Annotated in this window: 16 protein-coding genes and 4 pseudogenes; 9 read left to right on the forward strand and 11 right to left on the reverse strand. The window is 62.1% G+C overall.

The window, feature by feature from the left end; genetic code table 11:
* Positions 1-105 precede the first annotated feature (105 nt).
* The 4 genes and pseudogenes from P6U16_RS08885 to P6U16_RS08900 form a co-directional block, all read right to left on the reverse strand.
* Positions 106-927 carry an alpha/beta hydrolase gene (locus tag P6U16_RS08885; protein ID WP_277703438.1) on the reverse strand — a complete coding sequence of 274 codons (822 nt, stop codon included), beginning with the start codon at positions 925-927 and terminating at the stop codon, positions 106-108.
* Positions 928-937: 10 nt separating this feature from the next.
* Positions 938-2,424: pseudogene (locus P6U16_RS08890) on the reverse strand (NAD-dependent succinate-semialdehyde dehydrogenase).
* 15 nt (positions 2,425-2,439) lie between these two features.
* Positions 2,440-3,669, reverse strand: coding sequence for an iron-containing alcohol dehydrogenase (locus P6U16_RS08895; protein WP_277703439.1), 1,230 nt, complete (start codon positions 3,667-3,669; stop codon positions 2,440-2,442).
* Positions 3,666-4,700: an Ldh family oxidoreductase gene (locus P6U16_RS08900; protein WP_277703440.1), complete on the reverse strand. Its 1,035-nt coding sequence runs from the start codon at positions 4,698-4,700 to the stop codon at positions 3,666-3,668. The genes P6U16_RS08895 and P6U16_RS08900 overlap by 4 nt, the downstream gene beginning before the upstream one ends.
* 96 nt (positions 4,701-4,796) lie before the next feature.
* Here P6U16_RS08900 and P6U16_RS08905 point away from each other — a divergent pair, with 96 nt between their 5' ends.
* Positions 4,797-5,489: a GntR family transcriptional regulator gene (locus tag P6U16_RS08905; protein WP_277703441.1), complete on the forward strand. Its 693-nt coding sequence runs from the start codon at positions 4,797-4,799 to the stop codon at positions 5,487-5,489.
* 55 nt (positions 5,490-5,544) lie between these two features.
* Entirely contained in the window at positions 5,545-6,138 is a 594-nt protein-coding gene (locus P6U16_RS08910) for a DJ-1/PfpI family protein (RefSeq protein ID WP_277703442.1), read from the forward strand.
* A 70-nt stretch (positions 6,139-6,208) separates the two neighbouring features.
* Here the strand turns inward: P6U16_RS08910 and P6U16_RS08915 are convergent, their stop codons facing one another.
* From P6U16_RS08915 to P6U16_RS08930, 4 genes are read right to left on the reverse strand one after another with little or no spacing between them, the layout of a single operon-like run.
* A complete protein-coding gene (locus P6U16_RS08915) occupies positions 6,209-7,396 on the reverse strand; it encodes a Xaa-Pro peptidase family protein (protein ID WP_277703443.1) in 1,188 nt (395 codons plus the stop codon).
* Positions 7,397-7,442: 46 nt separating this feature from the next.
* On the reverse strand, positions 7,443-7,856 hold the full coding sequence (locus P6U16_RS08920) for a cupin domain-containing protein (RefSeq protein ID WP_277703444.1): 414 nt from the start codon (positions 7,854-7,856) through the stop codon (positions 7,443-7,445).
* Positions 7,857-7,881: 25 nt separating this feature from the next.
* The gene (locus P6U16_RS08925; protein WP_277703445.1) at positions 7,882-8,724 is read right to left on the reverse strand and encodes a phosphoenolpyruvate hydrolase family protein; all 843 of its coding nucleotides are present in this window, start codon (positions 8,722-8,724) and stop codon (positions 7,882-7,884) included.
* Positions 8,725-8,736: 12 nt separating this feature from the next.
* On the reverse strand, positions 8,737-9,933 hold the full coding sequence (locus P6U16_RS08930; protein ID WP_277703446.1) for a Tm-1-like ATP-binding domain-containing protein: 1,197 nt from the start codon (positions 9,931-9,933) through the stop codon (positions 8,737-8,739).
* Positions 9,934-10,033: 100 nt separating this feature from the next.
* Between P6U16_RS08930 and P6U16_RS08935 the strand changes: the two genes are divergently transcribed.
* The 7 genes and pseudogenes from P6U16_RS08935 (at position 10,034) to P6U16_RS08965 (ending at position 16,757) form a co-directional block, all read left to right on the forward strand.
* Complete coding sequence (locus P6U16_RS08935) at positions 10,034-10,675, forward strand: TetR/AcrR family transcriptional regulator (protein WP_277703447.1); 642 nt, start codon at positions 10,034-10,036, stop codon at positions 10,673-10,675.
* A gap of 366 nt (positions 10,676-11,041) precedes the next feature.
* Positions 11,042-12,351 (forward strand): annotated as a pseudogene (locus tag P6U16_RS08940) (extracellular solute-binding protein).
* Positions 12,352-12,510: 159 nt separating this feature from the next.
* A complete protein-coding gene (locus P6U16_RS08945) occupies positions 12,511-13,416 on the forward strand; it encodes a sugar ABC transporter permease (protein WP_277703448.1) in 906 nt (301 codons plus the stop codon).
* Position 13,417: 1 nt separating this feature from the next.
* Positions 13,418-14,376, forward strand: a pseudogene (locus tag P6U16_RS08950) (carbohydrate ABC transporter permease).
* Positions 14,373-14,576 carry a hypothetical protein gene (locus P6U16_RS08955; RefSeq protein ID WP_277703449.1) on the forward strand — a complete coding sequence of 68 codons (204 nt, stop codon included), beginning with the start codon at positions 14,373-14,375 and terminating at the stop codon, positions 14,574-14,576. Before P6U16_RS08950 ends, P6U16_RS08955 begins: the two are co-directional and overlap by 4 nt.
* Positions 14,573-15,682 carry an ABC transporter ATP-binding protein gene (locus tag P6U16_RS08960; RefSeq protein ID WP_277703450.1) on the forward strand — a complete coding sequence of 370 codons (1,110 nt, stop codon included), beginning with the start codon at positions 14,573-14,575 and terminating at the stop codon, positions 15,680-15,682. The genes P6U16_RS08955 and P6U16_RS08960 overlap by 4 nt, the downstream gene beginning before the upstream one ends.
* A pseudogene (locus tag P6U16_RS08965) lies at positions 15,682-16,757 on the forward strand (ABC transporter ATP-binding protein). Before P6U16_RS08960 ends, P6U16_RS08965 begins: the two are co-directional and overlap by 1 nt.
* An 82-nt stretch (positions 16,758-16,839) precedes the next feature.
* Here the strand turns inward: P6U16_RS08965 and P6U16_RS08970 are convergent.
* From P6U16_RS08970 to P6U16_RS08980, 3 genes are all read right to left on the reverse strand, one after another.
* Positions 16,840-17,766 carry an NAD(P)-dependent oxidoreductase gene (locus P6U16_RS08970; protein ID WP_277703451.1) on the reverse strand — a complete coding sequence of 309 codons (927 nt, stop codon included), beginning with the start codon at positions 17,764-17,766 and terminating at the stop codon, positions 16,840-16,842.
* Positions 17,767-17,835: 69 nt separating this feature from the next.
* On the reverse strand, positions 17,836-18,531 hold the full coding sequence (locus P6U16_RS08975) for a FadR/GntR family transcriptional regulator (RefSeq protein ID WP_277703452.1): 696 nt from the start codon (positions 18,529-18,531) through the stop codon (positions 17,836-17,838).
* 2 nt (positions 18,532-18,533) lie between these two features.
* Positions 18,534-19,703: a mandelate racemase/muconate lactonizing enzyme family protein gene (locus tag P6U16_RS08980; RefSeq protein WP_277703453.1), complete on the reverse strand. Its 1,170-nt coding sequence runs from the start codon at positions 19,701-19,703 to the stop codon at positions 18,534-18,536.
* Positions 19,704-19,720 lie beyond the last annotated feature (17 nt).

Here is a 19,720-nt window from a genome sequence, read left to right on the forward strand (position 1 = left end):
GTGGCGCTCCGCCCCTCCGGCTTTGCGGCAGGTCGCCACGATAGCCTTCGAACCTCAGACGGTTTCCCGTCAGGTCGGATCGTCAGTTCGACCGCGACGACGGGATCAACCGGCATCGGCGATCGAAGCCCGCAATGCGGTGGCTGCCGGGGTGCCGGAAACGGCAAGATCCCGGACCGTGCTCATGTGATCACCACCAGCGACCTGCGATGCGCTGGCCGCAAGACCCTGAGCAATCAGCCGCTCCGTGAAGGCTTTTGCCTGTTGCCCGAAAGGGCTGGTTTCCCGTTCACCGGTCATGATCGAGATGCGCGTTGCGGGATCGTGCTTGTGATTCATCGGCGTAAATCGCTGCACCTCCTCGTCCGTCAAGGCGATCTCGTCGCGTAGGAAAGACGTCTGCAAGGGTTTGAGATCGTAGAGCCCGCCGAGCAGGAAGGCAGAAACGATGCCGGAGGGCTCGTTCGACCGATGGAAGAGAAAGGTCGCCAAATGCGCGCCGGCGGAGTGGCCGCTGACCGAAAGCCTATCAGGTGCTGCGCCAAAATGACGTGCATGTGCGAGCAGGAAACTCTTGGCTTTCCGCACCTGGGCGATCAGAACGTCCATTCGCACTTTGGGCATCAGTGAATAATCGACGATGGCAGCGACTGCCCCGGAGCGGGTGATGGTCTCGGCGACACAGGAATAGTCCTCCTTGGAAAACATCCGCCAATAGCCGCCATGGATGAACATGTGGATCGGCATGCCCGGCTTAGCGTCAACTGGCAGGAAGATGTCGAGGGTCTCGTCCGGTTCGCCGCCGTAGGCGACGTTGGCCTCCATGGCGACGCTTTCGCGCGTGGCGAGGCTGAGGGCGCGGATATCGCCGACAATATCATCGAAATTGGCGACATGGTCGCGAATGCGGAACGGATCGGCAGCCACAATGTCTCCTCTAGAAACTTGTCGCAATATACTTTGCTTCCATGAATTCCGCGATGCCGTGATGCTGCCCGCCTTCGCGTCCAAGGCCGCTCTGCTTCACGCCGCCAAAGGGGGCGGCGGGATCGGAGACGAGTCCGCGATTGAGCGCGATCATGCCTGCCTCGACCTTCGAGGCGACGCGCATGCCACGGCCGATGTCGCTTGTATAGATGTAAGCCGCGAGACCATATTCCGTATCGTTGGCAGCAGCGATAACTTCGGCCTCGCTTTCGAAGCGATAGAGGGTGCCACGGGGCCGAAAATCTCTTCGCGGCCCATGTCCGCGGCGGGCGGAACATCGGCCAGCACCGTCGGCGGGTAGAAGAAACCGTTGCCTGCGGGTATCTGCCCGCCACAAAGGACACGTGCGCCGCGCGCAACGGCGTCGTCGACGAGCCGGCCGATCTTCTCCACCGCCTTGCTCGTGATCATTGGACCGCATTCCGTATCGGGGTCAACACCCGCACCGATCTTCAGGGCGGCCATACGCCGGGTGAATTTTTCGGCGAAAGCGTCGTGGATGCCTGATTGAACGTAGATGCGGTTTGCCGCCGTACAAGCCTCGCCGGCATTGCGCAGTTTCGCCACCATCAACCCCTCGATCGCCGCATCGATATCCGCATCGTCGAACACGATGAACGGCGCGTTGCCGCCGAGCTCCATGGAACAGGAGACGACCGTGTTTGCCGCTTCGGCGAGAAGCGCACGGCCAACGCCCGTCGAGCCCGTGAAGGACAGTTTTCGCACACGCGGATCGGCCAGCATGGCGGCAGTGACAGGGCCGGGTTTTGTCGTCGTTAGCACATTGACGACGCCCGGCGGCACGCCCGCCGCCTCGTACAGTGCGGCCAAGGCATAGGCCGTCAGCGGAGTCTCGCTCGCCGGCTTCAGGATGACGGTGCAGCCGGCGGCAAGAGCCGGCGCGATCTTGCGCGTCGCCATGGCGGCGGGGAAGTTCCATGGCGTGATCAGCACGCAGATTCCGATCGGCTGGTAATCGACGATGATCCGGTTTGTGCCGGAGGGCGCAATGCCGAACTCGCCGGAGATACGCACGGCTTCCTCGGCGTTCCAACGGAAGAATTCCGCCGCATAGGCCACCTCGCCGCGCGCATCGCGCAGGGCCTTGCCGTTTTCGAGTGAAATGAGTGCTGCGAGCGTTTCGGCCCGTTCCACCATGAGTTCGAAGCAGCGACGCAGGATCTCGGACCGTTTTCGCGGCGGCGTCTCGCGCCAGCCTTCCGCCGCACTTGCAGCAGCCTCCACGGCCGCAGCCGCATCCACGACGGTCGCATCGGGCACTGTGGTAATGACTGCCTCGGTCGAAGGATCGACAACCTGAATCCGACCATCACCTGTAGCAGGCCGCCAGGCACCGCCGATATAGAGGCCGTGCGAAAACGAACCCAACCCAAAGCGGTCGCGGTCTTGTTGCGAAGATTGCTTGATGACGTTCATGATATCTTCCCGATGTCAGAGGGCGGAAGCGGCCAGGTCGCCGTCGAACGCGGCGCGCACGAGGCCGCCCATAGAGGCTGAATCCAGCGAACGCGGGTTGTTCTTGATCAGCCGGCCGATGCCCAGCGCCTGTTCGGCGGTCCAGTCGAGCCGGTCTTCCGGCAGGCCAAGCGCAGCAAGCGTCGGCGAGATGCCGATCGCGGCAAAGAGGCGGCTGACCTCGCTGATCGCCGCATCGGCAAGCGTTTCATCATCTGCGCCCCCTTCAGGGTCAAGGCCGAGCGCCCTGCCGACCACGGCGATTTCTGCGCTGGCGACGCGGCGATTATAGGTCATTACATAGGGCAACATGGTCGCGACCCCGAGCCCATGCGCGGTATGGGTCGCGGCACCGACCGGATACTGCACTGCATGGGCGGCGGCTGTGCCCGCGGTGCCGAAAGCGCAGCCGGCCGCAAGCGCGCCCATCATCACGTCCGCGCGCGCCTCTATGTCGGAGCCATCGGCGAAGGCTTTTTCGAGACTCCGGCCGAGAAGCCGGATGGCATGCAGGGCGAACTGGTCGGAAAGATCGCTCTTGCCAATGAAGACATGCTGCTGCGCGAGTTCCGGATCGCCGGGCCGGCGCATGGCTGTGAAGGCCTCGATCGCATGGGTCAGCGCATCCGCGCCGGCAACGGCGGTCAGGCCCTTGGGGCAGGACAGCGTCAGTTCCGGGTCGCAGATCGCCGCCGCGGCAATCAGATAGGGGCTCGAAATGCCGACCTTCAAGGTGCGGTCAGGATCGGAGATGACAGCAACGGGCGTAACTTCGGAGCCCGTGCCCGCCGTCGTCGGCACGGCGATGACCGGCAGGACTGGTCCCGGCACCTTGAACTCGCCGTAATAGTCCCCGAGCCCGCCGCCATGGGTGAGGAGCAGTGACGCGCACTTGGCCATATCGAGGCAACTGCCGCCGCCGATGCCGATCACCATGTCGGGCGCGAAGCCGCGCGCGGCCTCGACGCAAACCCCGACGGTGTCTCGCGGCACGTCCGGCAACGTCTGGTCATAGACAAGCACGGCGATACCAGCGGATTCAAGTGACGTCATCATCTCCGCAAAAACTGGTGTTGCGGCGAACCGCGCATCGGTGCAGACAAGGGCGCGTCTGCCGGTTCGGCCTGCGACGCTGACAAGCGCATGGCGCTGGCCAGCGCCGAAAAGGATTTCCCGCGGCAGTCTCAGGACGGCGAACAGGCTCATGATCTTTGTCCCTCGAAGGCCAGAACGCGGGAGCGGGAAAGCGCGTTCAGCTCCTCCCAGAGACGCTGGTCGATATCGAAGCCGTCTCGGCTCGCCGCAGCCTTCCGTTTCCGGGCCCGATCGCCAGGAACAAGCACCGGTTCGCCGGCTTCGGCGGGTGGCGATGCGCGCACTGCATCGAGATAGGCTAACAGTCGGGCGGGAAGTCCCGGTGCCAGGCTGGGTTCGATCAGGATGAAGACGTCGCCCTTGTTGCAGGGCGACCGGCTGTCAAGCGTGCCGCGCACATCCGGCGCCAGCGCCGAGCCCGCAAGCGCTGCCACCAGCAATTCCATGGCGATGCCGAGGCCGTAGCCCTTCGCGTCACCGAAGGGCGCGATGGCGCCGGCTTTGGCGCGGGCTGCATCGGCCGTCGGGTGACCGTCCGCATCGCGGGCCCATCCTTCGGGAATGGGCCTGCCGCTCGCCGCATGCTGATGGATCCGGCCCATCGGAACGAGGCTGGTGGCAAGATCAAGCACCAGCGGCTCGCCTGCGGTCGGCACCGCAATCGCCACAGGATTGGTGCCGAGCATGGCCCGCGTACCACCGTAGGGATGGACCAGCGCCTCGCTCGACGAGAGCGCAATTCCGACGAAACCGAGACCGGCGATGGCCTCGACATAGTGAGCGAGCATTCCGAGATGATTTGCATTGCGAACCGCAACGAGACCGATGCCTAGATCGGGAATGTGGGATGCCAGCCGCTCAATCGCAGCCATCGCGACGACAGGGCCGAACCCGGAGGAACCCTCGACATCCAGGATGGCATCAGCCCGCCAGCGCTGCGTGCCCTTCGTCTCCGGGTCCATGACGCCACGCTTGATCCGCTCAATCAGTCGGGGAAGCCGCTGCAGCCCGTGCGACGGGTGACCCTTCATCTCGGCTGTGACCAGGACGCGTGCCTGCAGCACCGCATGGTCTCGCGGTGCGCCGTGTTCTTCCAAAAGACGCGTGGCAAGCGCTAGGCCTGCCGTCTCGGTAATTCGCATGATTTTTCCTCCCTATATTAAATCGTATAGGATATAGGATTGTGTTGACCGCAGCATCGTGCTAGCGATTGAACCTGTCAAGAGGCAAGGCAGCAGATGATTTCGACGAGACCAAAAGAACCATCAACGAGCCAGATACCGCGCGCCAACAGCCTGGCCGGCGATGTCTATGATGCGATCTTCAACCAGCTCATGTCGCTGAAGATCGCGCCCGGCGCGCGCATCACGGTCGATAATCTGGTCAAGGAGTTCAACGTCTCCCACACGCCAATCCGCGAAGCGCTGGGCCGGCTGGAAGGCGAAGGCCTTGTCGTCAAGCAGCATCTCGTCGGCTATCGTGCATCGCCCCAGATCACGCGCCACCGCTTCGACGAGCTCTATGAGCTGCGCCTGCTGCTCGAACCTGCCGGTGCTGCCAAGGCCGCCAAGGCCATGAACGAGGAGAGGCTAGCGATCCTTACGGAAGCCGCCGGCGTCATGACGCGCAGGGACAATGGGGACGAACGTGCGAACTATTCCGCCTTTGCCCGCCAGGATGCGATTTTCCACGATCGCATCATGGAATTTGCCGGCAACGAGCTGATCCGCGAGATGCTGACATTCCAGCACACCCATTTTCACATCTTCCGCCTGATGTTCCATCGCCGCGTGACCGAGGAGGCACTCGGCGAACACCAGACGCTGCTCGATGCCTTTGCGGTGCACGACGCCAGCGCTGCGGAGAAGGCGATGCGCATTCACATCGAACATTCGCGCGACCGGCTGCTGCCGGCTTTCGACGAGATCTGAGAAATCCGGCAGGCGAGGAGACGCCTGCCCGACCTGACAACGAGGAGGAGAACCCATGCCAGGCAAGAAAATCCTGATGCTCACCGGTGATTTCACCGAGGAGTACGAAATCTTCGTCTACCAGCAGGCGATGGAGGCTGTCGGCCATACCGTGCACATCGTCTGCCCGGACAAGAGCGCCGGAGACATCCTTAGAACATCGCTGCACGATTTCGAGGGCGACCAGACCTACACCGAAAAACTCGGGCACAACGTCACTATCAACAAGACGTTTTCCGAAGCGGAGAAACAGCTCGACCAGTACCATGCCGTCTACTGCGCCGGCGGGCGCGGACCGGAATACATCCGCACCGACAAGCGGATACAGGCGATGGTGCGCCATTTCCACGAGGAGAAGAAGCCGATCTTCACCATCTGCCACGGGGTGCAGATTCTGATCGCCGTCGATGGCGTCGTTCGCGGCAAGAAGGTAGGTGCCTTGGGCGCCTGCGAACCCGAAGTCACCCTGGCTGGCGGCACCTATATCGATCTTTCGCCGACCGAAGCCTATGTCGATGGCACGATGGTTTCCGCCAAGGGCTGGACGGCGCTCGCGGCCTTCATCCGGGAGTGCCTGAAGGTGCTGGGTACGGAAATCCGCCACACCTGAGGCAGAGGACCAGATGACACAAGGCCCGGCAGGAGACATCCGCCGGGCCTTCTGTGTTGTTAGGTTTCACTTACCCTTCGACACGGTTCCAGCCGCGGCCGCGATCACCGAACATTTCGTAGCCGCCCGTGGTGATGGCAAGCGTGTCTTCCAACTTGATGAAGCCGCGCTTGGGGTGAAGCATCGTCGTCTCAACCGAGATCACCATGCCTGCTTCCAGCGGCCTGTCGGCATCGATCCCCTCATAGGCGACCGGGTGATTGGTCATCAGGAACGGCGCCTCGTGGCTGATAAGGCCCATGCCGTGGCAGAAGAAGTCGGTGAAGGCTGCCGATGGCGAAGCCTTTAGCAGAGCTTCCGCCGCCGCGATCATCTCGCTGCCCGCTGCCCCTGCCCTGACCTTTGCAAAGGCCGCCTGCTGGATCGCCTCAACCTCGGCCAGAAGATCCTTCAGCTCCGAATCCGGCTCCCCGAGAATGCCCATGCGGCAGAGGTCGCCGATATAGCCGTGATAGTTGCCGCCGGAATCGATCGACAGCACTTCCCCTTTCGCCCAGGCCTGCGGCGAGGCGGCGCGGTTGTGGCTGGAGCCGAGCGTCAGAAGGCAATATTCGAAGTGCAGGCCACGGTTGGTTTCCTCGCGCCGCAACTGCTCGATAATCTGCGTCTTCGTCGAGCCCGCGCCGGCCGCAGCAATCGTTGCCAGCATCGAATCTGTAATCAGTTCAGAGGCGCGTTTCAGCTTGGCCAATTCATCCGGCGACTTTATAGCCCTCAACCGTTCCAGCGCATGCGTGGCATCGACGAACCGTGCGCCCTTTATCCGCGAGGCGAGGAGATCGCGGGCGTCTGATGGCAGGAAGCCCGGCTCGATGCCGATGCGCGCACCAGCTTTTCCAATCTTCTTCAGGTGCTCGACGGCGAGCGTTGCCGCATCCAGCGTGCCCCAGCTCGCCGTATGCACGGCGGGTGTCCAGAACGGATTGTTGTGATGTTCCCCACCCTCCATGCGGTTGCCGACATAGGCCGAATGATCGGGCGCACCTTTCTCGTAGATGACCATCGGCAGGTATCGGCTATGGCCGATGGCATCCATGGCGGCAAAGAAGATGAACTTGTAGCCACCCATCAGATATTGCGTGTTGTGTTTCGAGGTGGCGACGATGACGTCGATACCGGCCTCCTCCATCAGCCGGTCTAGCTTGGCCGTATCGAACGGCGGCACGGCGGGCCTTGTTTCCGCTGCATTGATGTTCACCGCTTTTCCTCCCAGAAAGTGTGTGGCTATTCGTAAGCTTCAGGCTTCAGGCGCCTGGTGGCAGCAGCCGGAAGTCCGGCAACTCGCGAAGCCCAAGCTCCGGCCCTGCTGGCGAATAGACGACAAAAAGCTGCATGGGGCCGGCGCCGGTGTTCTTCGTGGAGTGGAAGCGGCTTTCCGGCACATAGACTGTACAGCCGGGGCCGACCTTCTGCGTGATCGGATTGCCGCCCTCATCCTCGACCATCTGTTCGCCCTCGCCTGAAATCACGAAGATGATTTCCTCCGCACCCGGATGATTGTGGCGGGCATGGCCCTCGCCGCTCGGCAGATCGACGACGCCGCCGGAAAAGCGGCTGGCGCCGTTGACCTCGGGCGCCACGGTCAGTGACAGCCTGCCCCAGTCGAAACCGAATGCACTGACGTCCTTCGGATAGATGAAATACCTGTTGTCTGCCATAAATGGCCTCCTCCCTTTTGTTTCCTCAGACGATCGCGCCGATCGAGAGCGCCTTGAAATCTTCCGTCTGCTTGCGGATCGCGGCCTCTGCCGGCAGCCGCTCCATCGAGCTTGCACCGTAAAAGCCGTTGCAACCGGGGCAGCGCTCCAGGATGTAGCGCGCATCATCCGGCATGGAGATGGGCCCGCCGTGGCAGAGCACGATGACATCGTCGCGCACGGAACGCGCAGCCTTGGCGATTGCGGCAATCTCATCGACGCAGTCATCGAGCGACTTGCCGGATGTGGCGCCGATCGTGCCGCCGGTGGTCACTCCCATATGGGCCACGACAATGTCGGCGCCGGCCACCGTCATGTCGATCGCCTCGCGCTCGTTGAAGACATAGGGCGTCGTCAGAAGGTCAAGCCCGTGCGCGGTGGCGATCATCTCGACCTCCAGACCGTAGCCCATGCCGGTTTCCTCGAAGCTTTGGCGCATCCGGCCATCGAAAAGGCCGATCGTGGGGAAGTTCTGCACGCCGGAAAAGCCCATGGCCTTGAGGTCGGCAAGGAAGCGCGGCATCAGCACGAAAGGATCCGTGCCGTTGACACCCGCGAGCACCGGCGTCTTCTTGACGACGGGCAAGACCTCGACCGCCATCTCCTTGACGATCTCGTTGGCGTTGCCATAGGCGAGCAGGCCCGCGGCCGAGCCGCGGCCTGCCATGCGGTAGCGCCCTGAGTTGTAGATGATGATGAGGTCGATGCCACCGGCCTCCTCGGCCTTTGCGGAAAGCCCCGTACCGGCACCACCGCCGACGATCGGTACGCCGGCTGCAATCATGCCGTGGAATTTTTCAAGGATGGACTTGCGAGGAATGGCTGGCATCGATTTTGTCTCTCAGGGGTTGGCGATGTCACGGTAGGCCGCCACAGCGGCTTCTGCGAATTGCGGATCATTGATATGGAGCGGCAGGCGGAAAATACGCCGCGAAGCCGTCGGCTTGATTGTGGCTTCCAGCGCATCAAAGAGCGCGGCATCGGCCAACGGGTCGAAGAATGCCCCGCCTTCGATGTCAAGGGCCGAGATCCCCTTTTCGGGAAAGAGAAAGCGTACGGGGCCGGGGCAGAGATTGAGCCTCTCGCCGATCCAGCGACCGATCTCAGCACACTCGGCCGGCGTCGTGCGCATCAGGGTGACGTTTGGGTTGTGGCGGTAGAACAGCCGGCCGGCATAACGCTCCGGCACCGTCTCCGGCGCCCAGAAATTCACCATGTCCAGCGCGCCGACGGAACCGACATATGGCAGGCCCGTGCGGGCAATCGCGCCAAAGCGGTCTGCCGTCGCCGGCAGGACGCCACCGAGAAGCAGGTCGCAGACTTCGGTTGTCGTGATATCGAGCACACCGGAGATAAGCCCGCTATCGGCCAGCTTCTCCATCGTGCGCCCGCCTGTGCCGGTGGCGTGGAAGACCAGGCAATCATAGTTGGCCTTGAGGTGCTCAACCATGGCCGTCACCGCAGGCGTCGTCACCCCGAACATGGTCAGCCCGAGTGCCGGCTTCGATGCCGCCACCTCGGCCGGCCGCGCGACCATGGCCGTGATCGCCTGGGCCGCATTGTGCAGGATGACCCGGCTCAAGCGGTTCAGGCCCGCCATGTCGGTGACCGAGGGCATCATCACGATGTCGGAGACATCGACATAGGGAGCCACATCGCCGGAGGCGAGCGTCGAGACCATGATCTTCGGCAGGCCAAGCCGCAACTCCCGCATGCCTGCAGTGATGATCGAAGTACCCCCGCCTCCGCCGATACCGATGATACCTGCAATGTCCTCACGCCCGGCAAGGAAGTGCTGGAAGGCAACGCCCATCGCCTCGACCGCCTGGCCGCGATCATCACCGCCAAGAACAGTCCCGGCGCCGTCCGGATGGCATGCGGCAACCGTTGCGGCGCTGATATCGAGGCTTGTCGCCGGCATGCGCGTGCCAACATCGACGCGCACCACCACGCCGCCCGCCGCTTCGATGCAGGTGGCGAGATAGGCAAGCTCCTCACCCTTCGTATCGGCGGTGCCGACCACGTAGATATGCCTCATTTCCCCTCCGCGACAGGTGGGCCAGCCACCCTGTCATGTCTCCCATTCAAGCCAGTCGAACGGCTCTTGCAAATTTATGAGACGTGCGTATCATAAAGATATGCATGTCTCACGTCAACAGAACGAAGCCGATGGAAGCGCCGAGCGAGGCCCCCGTGCCCGCACGCGAAAACTGATGCTCGTCACCGCGACCCGGCTCATGCAGTCGGGCATCACGCCGTCTGTAAGTGAAGTCGCCGAGGCCGCCGAAGTGTCGCGGGCAACGGCCTACCGGTATTTTCCAAGCCAGGCAGCACTCGTGCATGCCGTCGTGGACGAAGCCCTAGGGCCTATTCTCGACTGGTCGTCCGAAAGCACGGATGCAGGCACCCGCGTGACCGAGTTGCTGGCGACGGCGATGCCCCGCATCGACGAGTTCGAGGCCACCTTCAAGGCGGCGCTCAAGCTTTCGCTCGATCAGTGGGCGCAGCGACAGGCCGGTACGCTCGGGAACGAGCCGCTGTTCACGCGTGGCCACCGCATCGATCTGTTGCAGCACGTGACTGTCCCGCTGAACGGCACCGTGCCGGCGGAAGCGCGGGACCGCTTGGCGCAGGCGCTCTCGCTGGTCTTTGGCGTCGAGGTGCTGATCGTATTGAAGGATATCTGGGGGCTGACGTCGGAAAGCGCCCAATCTGTTGCGGAATGGGCTGCCAAGGCGCTGGTGGACGCCGCGATCAGAGAGGCAGGGACCGAAACGTGACATTGGAACCCTTCGACGGGAAGTGAAAACTGGTTCGACCAGTTTAAATAATATTCTTTGAGTGTGGATGTCCAGACTCATCGCAAAATACAGACAATAGATGGCGATGCCGTCTGCAATGCCCAATAAATTGCCACATAAGGCGCGTCTTGGGACTCAACTGCACAGATAGACTGCTCAAAGTGGCTCTTGACGATACTTGATTTTGGTACTACCAGATTATGGTTATAGCATTCAGGCTTGAGATCTGAATTGGGGCGAAGGGTCGAGGAGGACCCTGAGCACGAACACCACCCAAGGGGATCGGAAGCCGGATCGGGAGGCCCGCGATTAAGCGGGAAGCGTGCATAAATGGGAGGAAACGTTATGCGCAAAATGATGACCGGTTTATTGGCCGGTGTCGGAATGATGTGGGCCTGCGGAACATCCGCGCAAGCCCAGGAACTGACGATCTTCTGGGCCGAGTGGGATCCGGCGAACTATCTCCAGGAGCTCGTGAACGAGTACGAGGCCCAAACCGGCGTAAAAGTCACAGTTGAGACCACGCCCTGGGCCGACTTCCAGACGAAGGCTTTCACGGAGTTCAACGCCAAAGGCTCAGCCTATGACATGGTCGTCGGCGACAGCCAGTGGATTGGTGCCGCATCCGAAGCCGGCCACTACGTCGACCTCACCGAGTTTTTCAACAAGCACAAGCTGAACGAGGTGATGGCTCCGGCAACAGTGAAATACTATGCCGAGTATCCGTCCAACTCGAAAAAGTACTGGTCGATCCCGGCTGAAGGCGATGCTGTCGGCTGGTCCTATCGCAAGGACTGGTTCGAGGACCCAAAGGAAATGGAGGCCTTCAAGGCGAAGTACAACTACGATCTCGCTCCACCGAAGACCTGGGCCGAAATGCGCGACATAGCCGAGTTTTTCCATCGTCCGGACGAGAAACGTTACGGCATCGCGATCTATACCGACAACTCCTATGACGGTCTCGTCATGGGCGTCGAGAACGCGATCTTCTCCTATGGTGGCGAACTTGGGGACTACCAGAGCTACAAGGTCGACGGGATCATCAATTCGGAGAAAAACGTCAAGGCGCTCGAGATGTATCGCGAGCTCTACGGCTTCACGCCTCCAGGCTGGGCCAAGACCTTCTTCGTCGAAAACAACCAGGCGATCACCGAAAACCTGGCGGCGATGAGCATGAACTACTTCGCCTTCTTCCCGGCTCTGGTGAACGAGGCGTCCAACCCGAATGCCAAGGTTACCGGCTTCTTTGCCAATCCGGCAGGCCCTGATGGCGAGCAGTTCGCAGCGCTCGGCGGCCAGGGCATCTCGGTCATCTCCTACTCGGAGAACCAGGAAGAGGCGATGAAATTCCTCGAATGGTTCATCAAGGACGACACCCAGAAGCGCTGGGCTGAACTCGGCGGCTATACGGCAAGCGCGAAGGTGCTTGAATCACCCGAGTTCCAGAATGCGACACCCTACAACAAGGCCTTCTACGAGACCATGTTCAAGGTGAAAGACTTCTGGGCGACGCCGGAATATGCCGAACTGCTGATCCAGATGAACCAGCGCGTCTACCCTTACATCACCGCTGGTCAGGGCACAGCGAAGGAAGTGCTGGATTCCTGGCAACGGACTGGAAGACGACCTTCGACAAATACGGCCGCAACAAGTAGCAGGCGGACCTCGCGGAGGGGGCACTGCCCCCTCCCTTTTCATCTTGCATCTCCGCACCGATAGGCGCGGTTCGCGCGGGCGCGGCGCCCGGCATCAACTTCGCGCATCGTGATGCCCTATCCGGTATCCGGCGCCGAACTCTCGGGAGGAGGAGAGTATTGGCCACCGCAGTCATGACATCGCTGGACACGAAATCGCGTGCCGCATCCCGCGGCATGAGCGACATCAGCATCCGCAATCTCTTCATCATCCCGACGATCCTGTTCCTGATCGTCTTCAACATCTTTCCGCTGATCTATTCGCTCGGCTATTCCTTTACCGACTTCCGCGCTTCGTCGAGCGCGCCGGCCAATTTCGTCGGCCTGCAGAACTATCGCGAACTGCTGAACGACCCCTTCATCTGGTCGAACTTTGCCATCACTGCAAAATATGTGATCGTCTCCGTGACGGGACAGGTGATCGTCGGCTTCGGCACCGCGATGCTGCTCAACCGCGACATTCCGCTGAAAGGCCTGCTCACGACACTCCTGCTGTTGCCGATGATGCTGTCAATGGCAGTGGTCGGTCTCTTCTGGAAACTGCTCTACGATCCGTCCTTCGGCATCATCAACTACGCCTTCGGCCTCGGCTCGTTCGAGTGGCTGTCCAACCCGGACATGGCGCTCTATGCGGTGGCAATCACCGATATCTGGATGTGGTCGCCCTTCGTGATGCTGCTGTCGCTCGCCGGGCTTTCGGCCGTGCCCAAGCATCTCTACGAGGCAGCGGCGATCGACCGGGCGGGGCCGTTCTACACCTTCTTCCGCATCACGCTGCCGCTGGTCGCTCCGATCCTGATGATCGCGATCATCTTCCGCACCATGGAGGCCTTCAAGACCTTCGATCTCGCCTACATCCTGACCAGCCAGCCGACGACCGAGGTGATCTCGATCCGGCTCTACAAGATGGCCTTCCAGGAATGGCAGACAGGACGTTCCTGCGCACTCGCCTACATCGTGCTCGTCATGGTGCTTGCTATCACTAATATCTACGTCAAGTACCTCAACAAGGTGAAGGAGCGCTGAGATGGCTGCCGTCCAAACCCGCTCCGAACGCGCGCTGAACCGGGTGGCGATCACCGCCGTGCTGATCATCACGCTGATCTTCCTGGCGCCGATCTACTGGATCACCTCGACGGCCTTCAAGCCGCGTAACCTCGCCACCACCATTCCGCCGACGGTGCTGTTCGAGCCGGAAATCTCCCTTTCGTCAAGCTCTTCACCAAGCGCTCGCAGCTGCGCGAAGCGCCGACGCCGGAAGAATACGCCGCCGCCCCCTGGTGGGAGCGCATGGTATTCGACGGCGGTGAGAAGATCGTCCGATCCGGCCGCGGCGAGGTCCAGCCATCAGGCTATCCGAACCGCTTCATGAACTCGCTGATCGTCGCCATTACGTCCACGGTGCTCGCCGTCGGCATGGGAACCTTCACGGCCTACGGCTTCTCGCGCTTCAGGGTGAAAGGGGAAGCGGACCTCCTCTTCTTCATCCTGTCGACGCGCATGTTGCCGCCCGTCGTGGTGGCGATCCCGATGTTCCTCATGTATCGCGTTGTCGGCCTCAACGACACGCATTGGGGCCTCATCATCCTCTACACCGCCTTCAACCTGTCCTTCTCCGTCTGGCTGATGAAAGGCTTCATCGACGAGATCCCCAAGGAATATGAGGAGGCCGCCCTCGTCGACGGCTACACGCGGATGGAGGCCTTCTTCAAGATCGTTATCCCCGAAGCTGCGACGGGCATAGCCGCCACCGCCGTCTTCTGCTTCATCACGGCCTGGAACGAATATGCCTTTGCGCTGATCATGACGAACCGGCGGGCGCAGACCGCACCGCCCTTCATTCCAAGCCAGGTCGGATCCGGCCTGCCGGACTGGACGGTGATTGCTGCCGGCACATTCCTGTTCCTTTTGCCAGTCGCCATCTTCACCTTCCTGCTCAGGAACCATCTCCTGCGCGGCATGAGCTTCGGAGCGATCCGCAAATGACCTTCCGCGCCCTGAACCAGAAATATCTCGAACCGGGTGCACAGTACCTGATGATCTTCGGCATCATCGCACTCTGCCAGCCCTGGAACCTGTTTCTTCACCGCTACGGCATGACGATGACGCTCGTCGGGCTGATCGCCTTCATGGTGACGACCAAGATCCCACGGGACGAGCAACCAGACGAAGGCAACCTTTCATGACGCAGATCGAACTTCGCGGCATCCAGAAGTATTTCGGCGCCGTCCAGGTCATCAAGGACCTGAACCTCGCTATCGCCGATAACGAATTCATCGTGCTGCTCGGACAATCCGGCTGCGGCAAGACAACGACATTACGTGCGGTCGCGGGCCTCGAGACCATTGATGAAGGGGATATTCTGATCGACGGTCAGCCCGTGCAGCATATCAAGGCATCCGACCGGGACATCGCCATGGTGTTTCAGTCCTTCTCGCTCTATCCGCATATGACGGTCTACGAGAACATCGCCTTTCCGCTTCGCGCCACCCGGATGAGCCGGAACGATGTCGATACGTCGGTGCGCGAGATCGCCGGCGTGCTGCGCATCACCGGCCTGCTGAGCCGCAAACCGTCGGCACTGTCCGGCGGCGATATGCAGCGCGTGGCGATCGGCCGGGCGCTGGTGCGGCGCCCGAAAGCCATGCTGATGGACGAACCGATCGGGGCGCTGGACGCGAAACTGCGCGAGGAGATGCGGGCGGAAATCAAGCGCCTGCATATCAAGCAGGGCTCGACCACGATCTACGTCACCCACGACCAGGTGGAGGCCATGTCGCTCGCCGACCGCATCGTCATTATGCACGAGGGCATCCTGCAGCAGGTCGGCACGCCGGACGAGGTGTACTCTCAGCCCGCCAATATGTTCGTCGCCCAGTTCGTCGGAAGCCCGGTCATGAACATGGCGCCGGCGACCGTCCGCGAAACGGGTGGCCATTCCAGCGTGCAAGTCGGCGACGGGGTAAAGGGCTTCGAGTTCCCGGCCGCCCTTGCCAACCGCCTCTCGGACGCAAAGGCCGAGAACGGCAAACTGACGCTTGGCGTCCGGCCGGAGGGCGTGCTGATTTCACACGAGGCTCGCGAAGGTTTCATGCCTGTTGAGGCGCATATCATCGAGCCGCTCGGCTCGCATGACATCGTCGATCTGAGGGTCGGCGACCAGATGATCAGGGCCCGCACCAAGAGCGGCTTCGTACCTGGTCCGGGTCAGGCGGTCTGGGCGCGTATCGACCCCGCCCAGGCCCATTTCTTCAACACGACGACCGGCTCGTCGCTCGGGATCAGACTCTGATGGCGCATATCGAACTCAAGGGCATCACAAAGACCTTCGGCAATCAGACGGCGCTGAAAAACCTCAACATCGACATCGCCGACGGCGAGTTCTTCGTGCTGCTTGGCCAGACCGGAGCCGGCAAGACAACCACGCTGCGCCTGATCGCCGGTCTCGAAAAGCCGACGGCAGGTCAGGTCTTCATCGACGGGCAGGACGTGGCCGACTGGGGTGCTGCCGAACGCGACGTTGCCCTGGTGCTCCAGCAATACTCGCTCTATCCGCGGTACACGGTGCGGGAGAACCTGGAATTTCCGCTAAAATCCCGCATCCGCCGCGTCGAACCGGCAGAAATCAAGGAACGCGTCGACCGGGTGGCGAAGACCCTGCGCATCGAGCATCTGCTCGACCGCAAGACGGACCGCCTGTCGGGCGGCGAGATGCAGCGCGTCTCGATCGGGCGTGCCATCGTGCGCAAGCCGCGCGTCTTCCTGATGGACGAACCGCTATCGGCGCTCGACGCGAAACTGCGCGAAGCGCTGCGCACGGAGCTTAAAAACCTGCAGATGAACCTTGGCGCGACCTTCCTCTTCGTCACCCACGACCAGATCGAGGCAATGTCGATGGGCGACAAAATTGGGGTGCTCAACAACGGCCAACTGGTGCAGACGGGTACGCCGCAGGAAATCTACCAGAACCCCGTCAACACCTTCGTCGCGCGCGCGGTCGGCTCGCCGCCGATGAACCTGATCGCCGGCACGCTTGCCGGTGGCGAGGCATTGGCCAGCGAGGGTTACCGGCTGCCGCTCGGCAATGGGCACGGGATTGCGACGGACGGTCGCCCGCTCACCTTCGGCATCCGCCCCGAGGATCTTTTCCTCGAAAGCGGAGCGCCGGGGAAGCGCGCGTGCACGACGTGGAGAACCATGGCGTGGAAAAGATCGTGACGCTGCGCACCGGCGAGAAATTCATCCATGCGACCGTGCCGGCGCAGACGGTGCTTCGGATCGAGGATACGGTTCGCTTCTCCTGGAATCCGGAAAAGGTCGTGCTGTTCGACAGCGGCAGCGGCGTCAGCCTGCGCCATGCGGGCTGACCGTGAGAGATTGGAAGCTGCCAACGACCTTCGTGCCACCGGGGGCCGTTGGCCTTTGGGCTTATCGCAAGAAGGCTTGGCGCTATGCCGGGAAGCGCCGGCGATAGTGTTCGATCACCTCGGGATTGCGCAGATTGACGGGCAGTTCGCCGTTCATGACGCGCAGGGCTTCACTCGCAGCCCCCGTTCCCATGCGCATCATGCTCTCTTCGGTCAGGCCGGCCAGATGCGGCGTGACGATGACATTGTCGAAGCTGAAATAGGGATGATCGAGCGGAAGCGGCTGGGTTGAAAAGACGTCGAGCGCTGCTCCGCGGATGCGGCCTTCACGCAGCGCCTCGATCAGGGCAGCGTCATCGATGACAGGTCCACGCGAAACATTGACCAGAATGGCATCGGGTTTCATCCGGCGGATGCGTGCGGCATCGAGCAGTCCGGTTGTCTCCGGCGTCAGCGGGCAGCAGAGTATGACGATGTCGGCGGTTGCGACAAGCTCGTCGACCGCCAGGAAACGCGCACCTTCGGGCAGGCTTTCCGGGGACCGGCTGTTGGCAACCACCTCAAGACCGAAGCCGAACCTGGCGACCCGGAAGATCGCCTTGCCGACATTGCCCATGCCGATAACGCCGACGGTGCGACCACCGAGATCGTTCGCCCCATCCGCCTGGCTACGGCCTGCAGCCCAGCCGCTCTGCCGCAGATCCCGGTCCATGCTGCGGAAACGCCGAAGCAATGCCAGCACCATGAGAAAAACATGCTCGGCGACCGTCGGTGCGTTGACGCCCGGCACGTTGGCGACAAGCACGCCGGCACTGGTCGCCGTATCCACCGGGATCATATCAAGCCCGGCGCCGTGGCGGATCGCGGCACGAAGCAGAGGCGCATCTTCGAAAAAGGCAGGCGGGATCGGCGCGCGCACGATGACGATCCCGGCGCCCCGCCCTTCCCGCAGCAGCGTTTCGGGATCGGGGGCGGAGGCGACGCGCAGATCGCCCGCAATCTCCAGCATTGTCGAAGCTGCGGGATGCAGGGTATGTGTGGAAAAATGAAACTCATCGGTCCTCCGAACCAGCTGCGCCTATCCGGCCGCGACGGCTGCCGGCCCGCCAAGAAGGCCCTTCCAGTAGCTTTCCGCCCCCTGAAGATGCGCGTTCATCAGCGCCTGGGCGAGATTGCCGTCGCGGGCAACAAGCGCTTCGTAGATGCGAATATGTTCCTCATGCGAGCGCTTGCTGCGGGCAACATCGCCGAAATAGATCGGCAGGCGCTGCTCGCCCATCATGTAATAGACACTGCAGACGCGATAGAAGACGCTGTTCTTTGTAGCGCGAACGATCTCCAGATGGAAATCCCGGTCTTCGCGCGCCAGCCCCTCGCCCGCAGCAAGTTTCGCTTCTGATGCTGCGAGGATATCGCGCAGGCGCTGGTAATTTTCCTCCGTCGCCCGCATGCAGGCGAGTTCCGCCGCCTTGATCTCGTGGATCTTGCGAAGTTCGACGGTCTCGTAAATCAGGATCGGATCGAGCGGCACACCGGCGCGGGCAAAGAGTGCCATGGCCTCGACGCTCGCCTCCGTGGTCGTGAGATAGATGCCCGACTTGGCGCGGCGCTCGACGATACGCATCGCTTCCAAGATCGCCAGCGCCTCGCGGATCTGGCCGCGGCTGACGGCGAAATGTTCTGCAAGCTCCCGCTCCGAAGGCGTGCGGCCTTTGCCGCTCGAATTCGAGAAGAGATAAGCCGCAAGATCGGAGAGTAGGGAATTTTCTTTCATTATCACAGTCTTTGCGCGTGAGCCTCCAGGACCCGCTGATTGATCGTGAAGCCCAGGCCGGGTTTATCAGGAATCTCTATCATGCCGTCCTTCACCGACACAGTATCCTCGACGAGATCATGAATCATCGGGTTCGCGCCGAGCGAATATTCGATGACGAAACTTGCCGGAGAAGCCGCGCACAGGTGCAGGCCCGAGAAGAAACAGGGCGCACCGGCCCAAAGATGCGGGGCGAAACGGAGGTTGAAGGCGCTGGCGAGCGAACTGATCCGCATCGCCTCCGTAATGCCGCCGCAGAAAGCCGGATCGGGCTGGAATATATCGGCGGCCCGCAACATGGCAAGGTCGCGGAAGGCAAAACGTGTCGCCTCGCTCTCACCCGCCGCAATGGGCACATTGCCCGCGGCGCGAACCTCCGCCATGCCCGGCTTGTCGTCGGCGATGACAGGCTCCTCGAACCAGGCGAGATCGCAGTCGGCCACCATCTGAATGAAACGCTTCGCCTCGGCGACCGTATAGGTGCCGTGGGCATCGACCATCAGGTCGACATCAGGCCCGATCGCCGCGCGGGCCGCCCGCACGCGCGATGCCGAAACATGCGGCGCACGGTCCATCGCGCCGACGCGCATCTTGACCGACCTGAAACCACCGGCCGCGATGTAGGATTGGAGCTGTTCGCCGATTCGGTCAGCGCTCTCCCAGCCACCCGAGGCATAGGCCGGCAACCGGTCCGCCTTGCGGCCGCCCAGAAGTTTCCAGACGGGGACGCCGAGCGACTTGCCGAGAATGTCCCAGAGCGCAATATCGACCGCGCTGATCGCCGCGACCGACAGGCCGCGCCGTGCGATCTCCGGCATGGCGTGGCCCGACAGCGCCGCCGTCTCGTGGCGCACGCCATTGTAGAGCATTTCCCATAGGGCGGAGATGTTGCGGGGGTCGCGGCCGATGAGTTTCGGCCCCACCTCGTGGTTCAGCATATGCACCAGCGTGCCATAGGTGCCGGCACTTCCGGCCGCATTCTTGCCTTCGCCCCAGCCGACAATGCCGTCATTCGTCTCGATCCGCAGGATCGCGGCGTCGAAGGTTGTCAGCTTGCCGAAATCACTGCGGTGCTGGCGGCTCGCCTCGATAGGAATCTTCACCCACCAGGCCTCTACGGTCTTGATACGCATGTGTTGCCCCCGCCCTT

Origin of the sequence: Rhizobium sp. 32-5/1 (assembly GCF_029537235.1) — a bacterium.
GTDB lineage: Bacteria > Pseudomonadota > Alphaproteobacteria > Rhizobiales > Rhizobiaceae > Pararhizobium.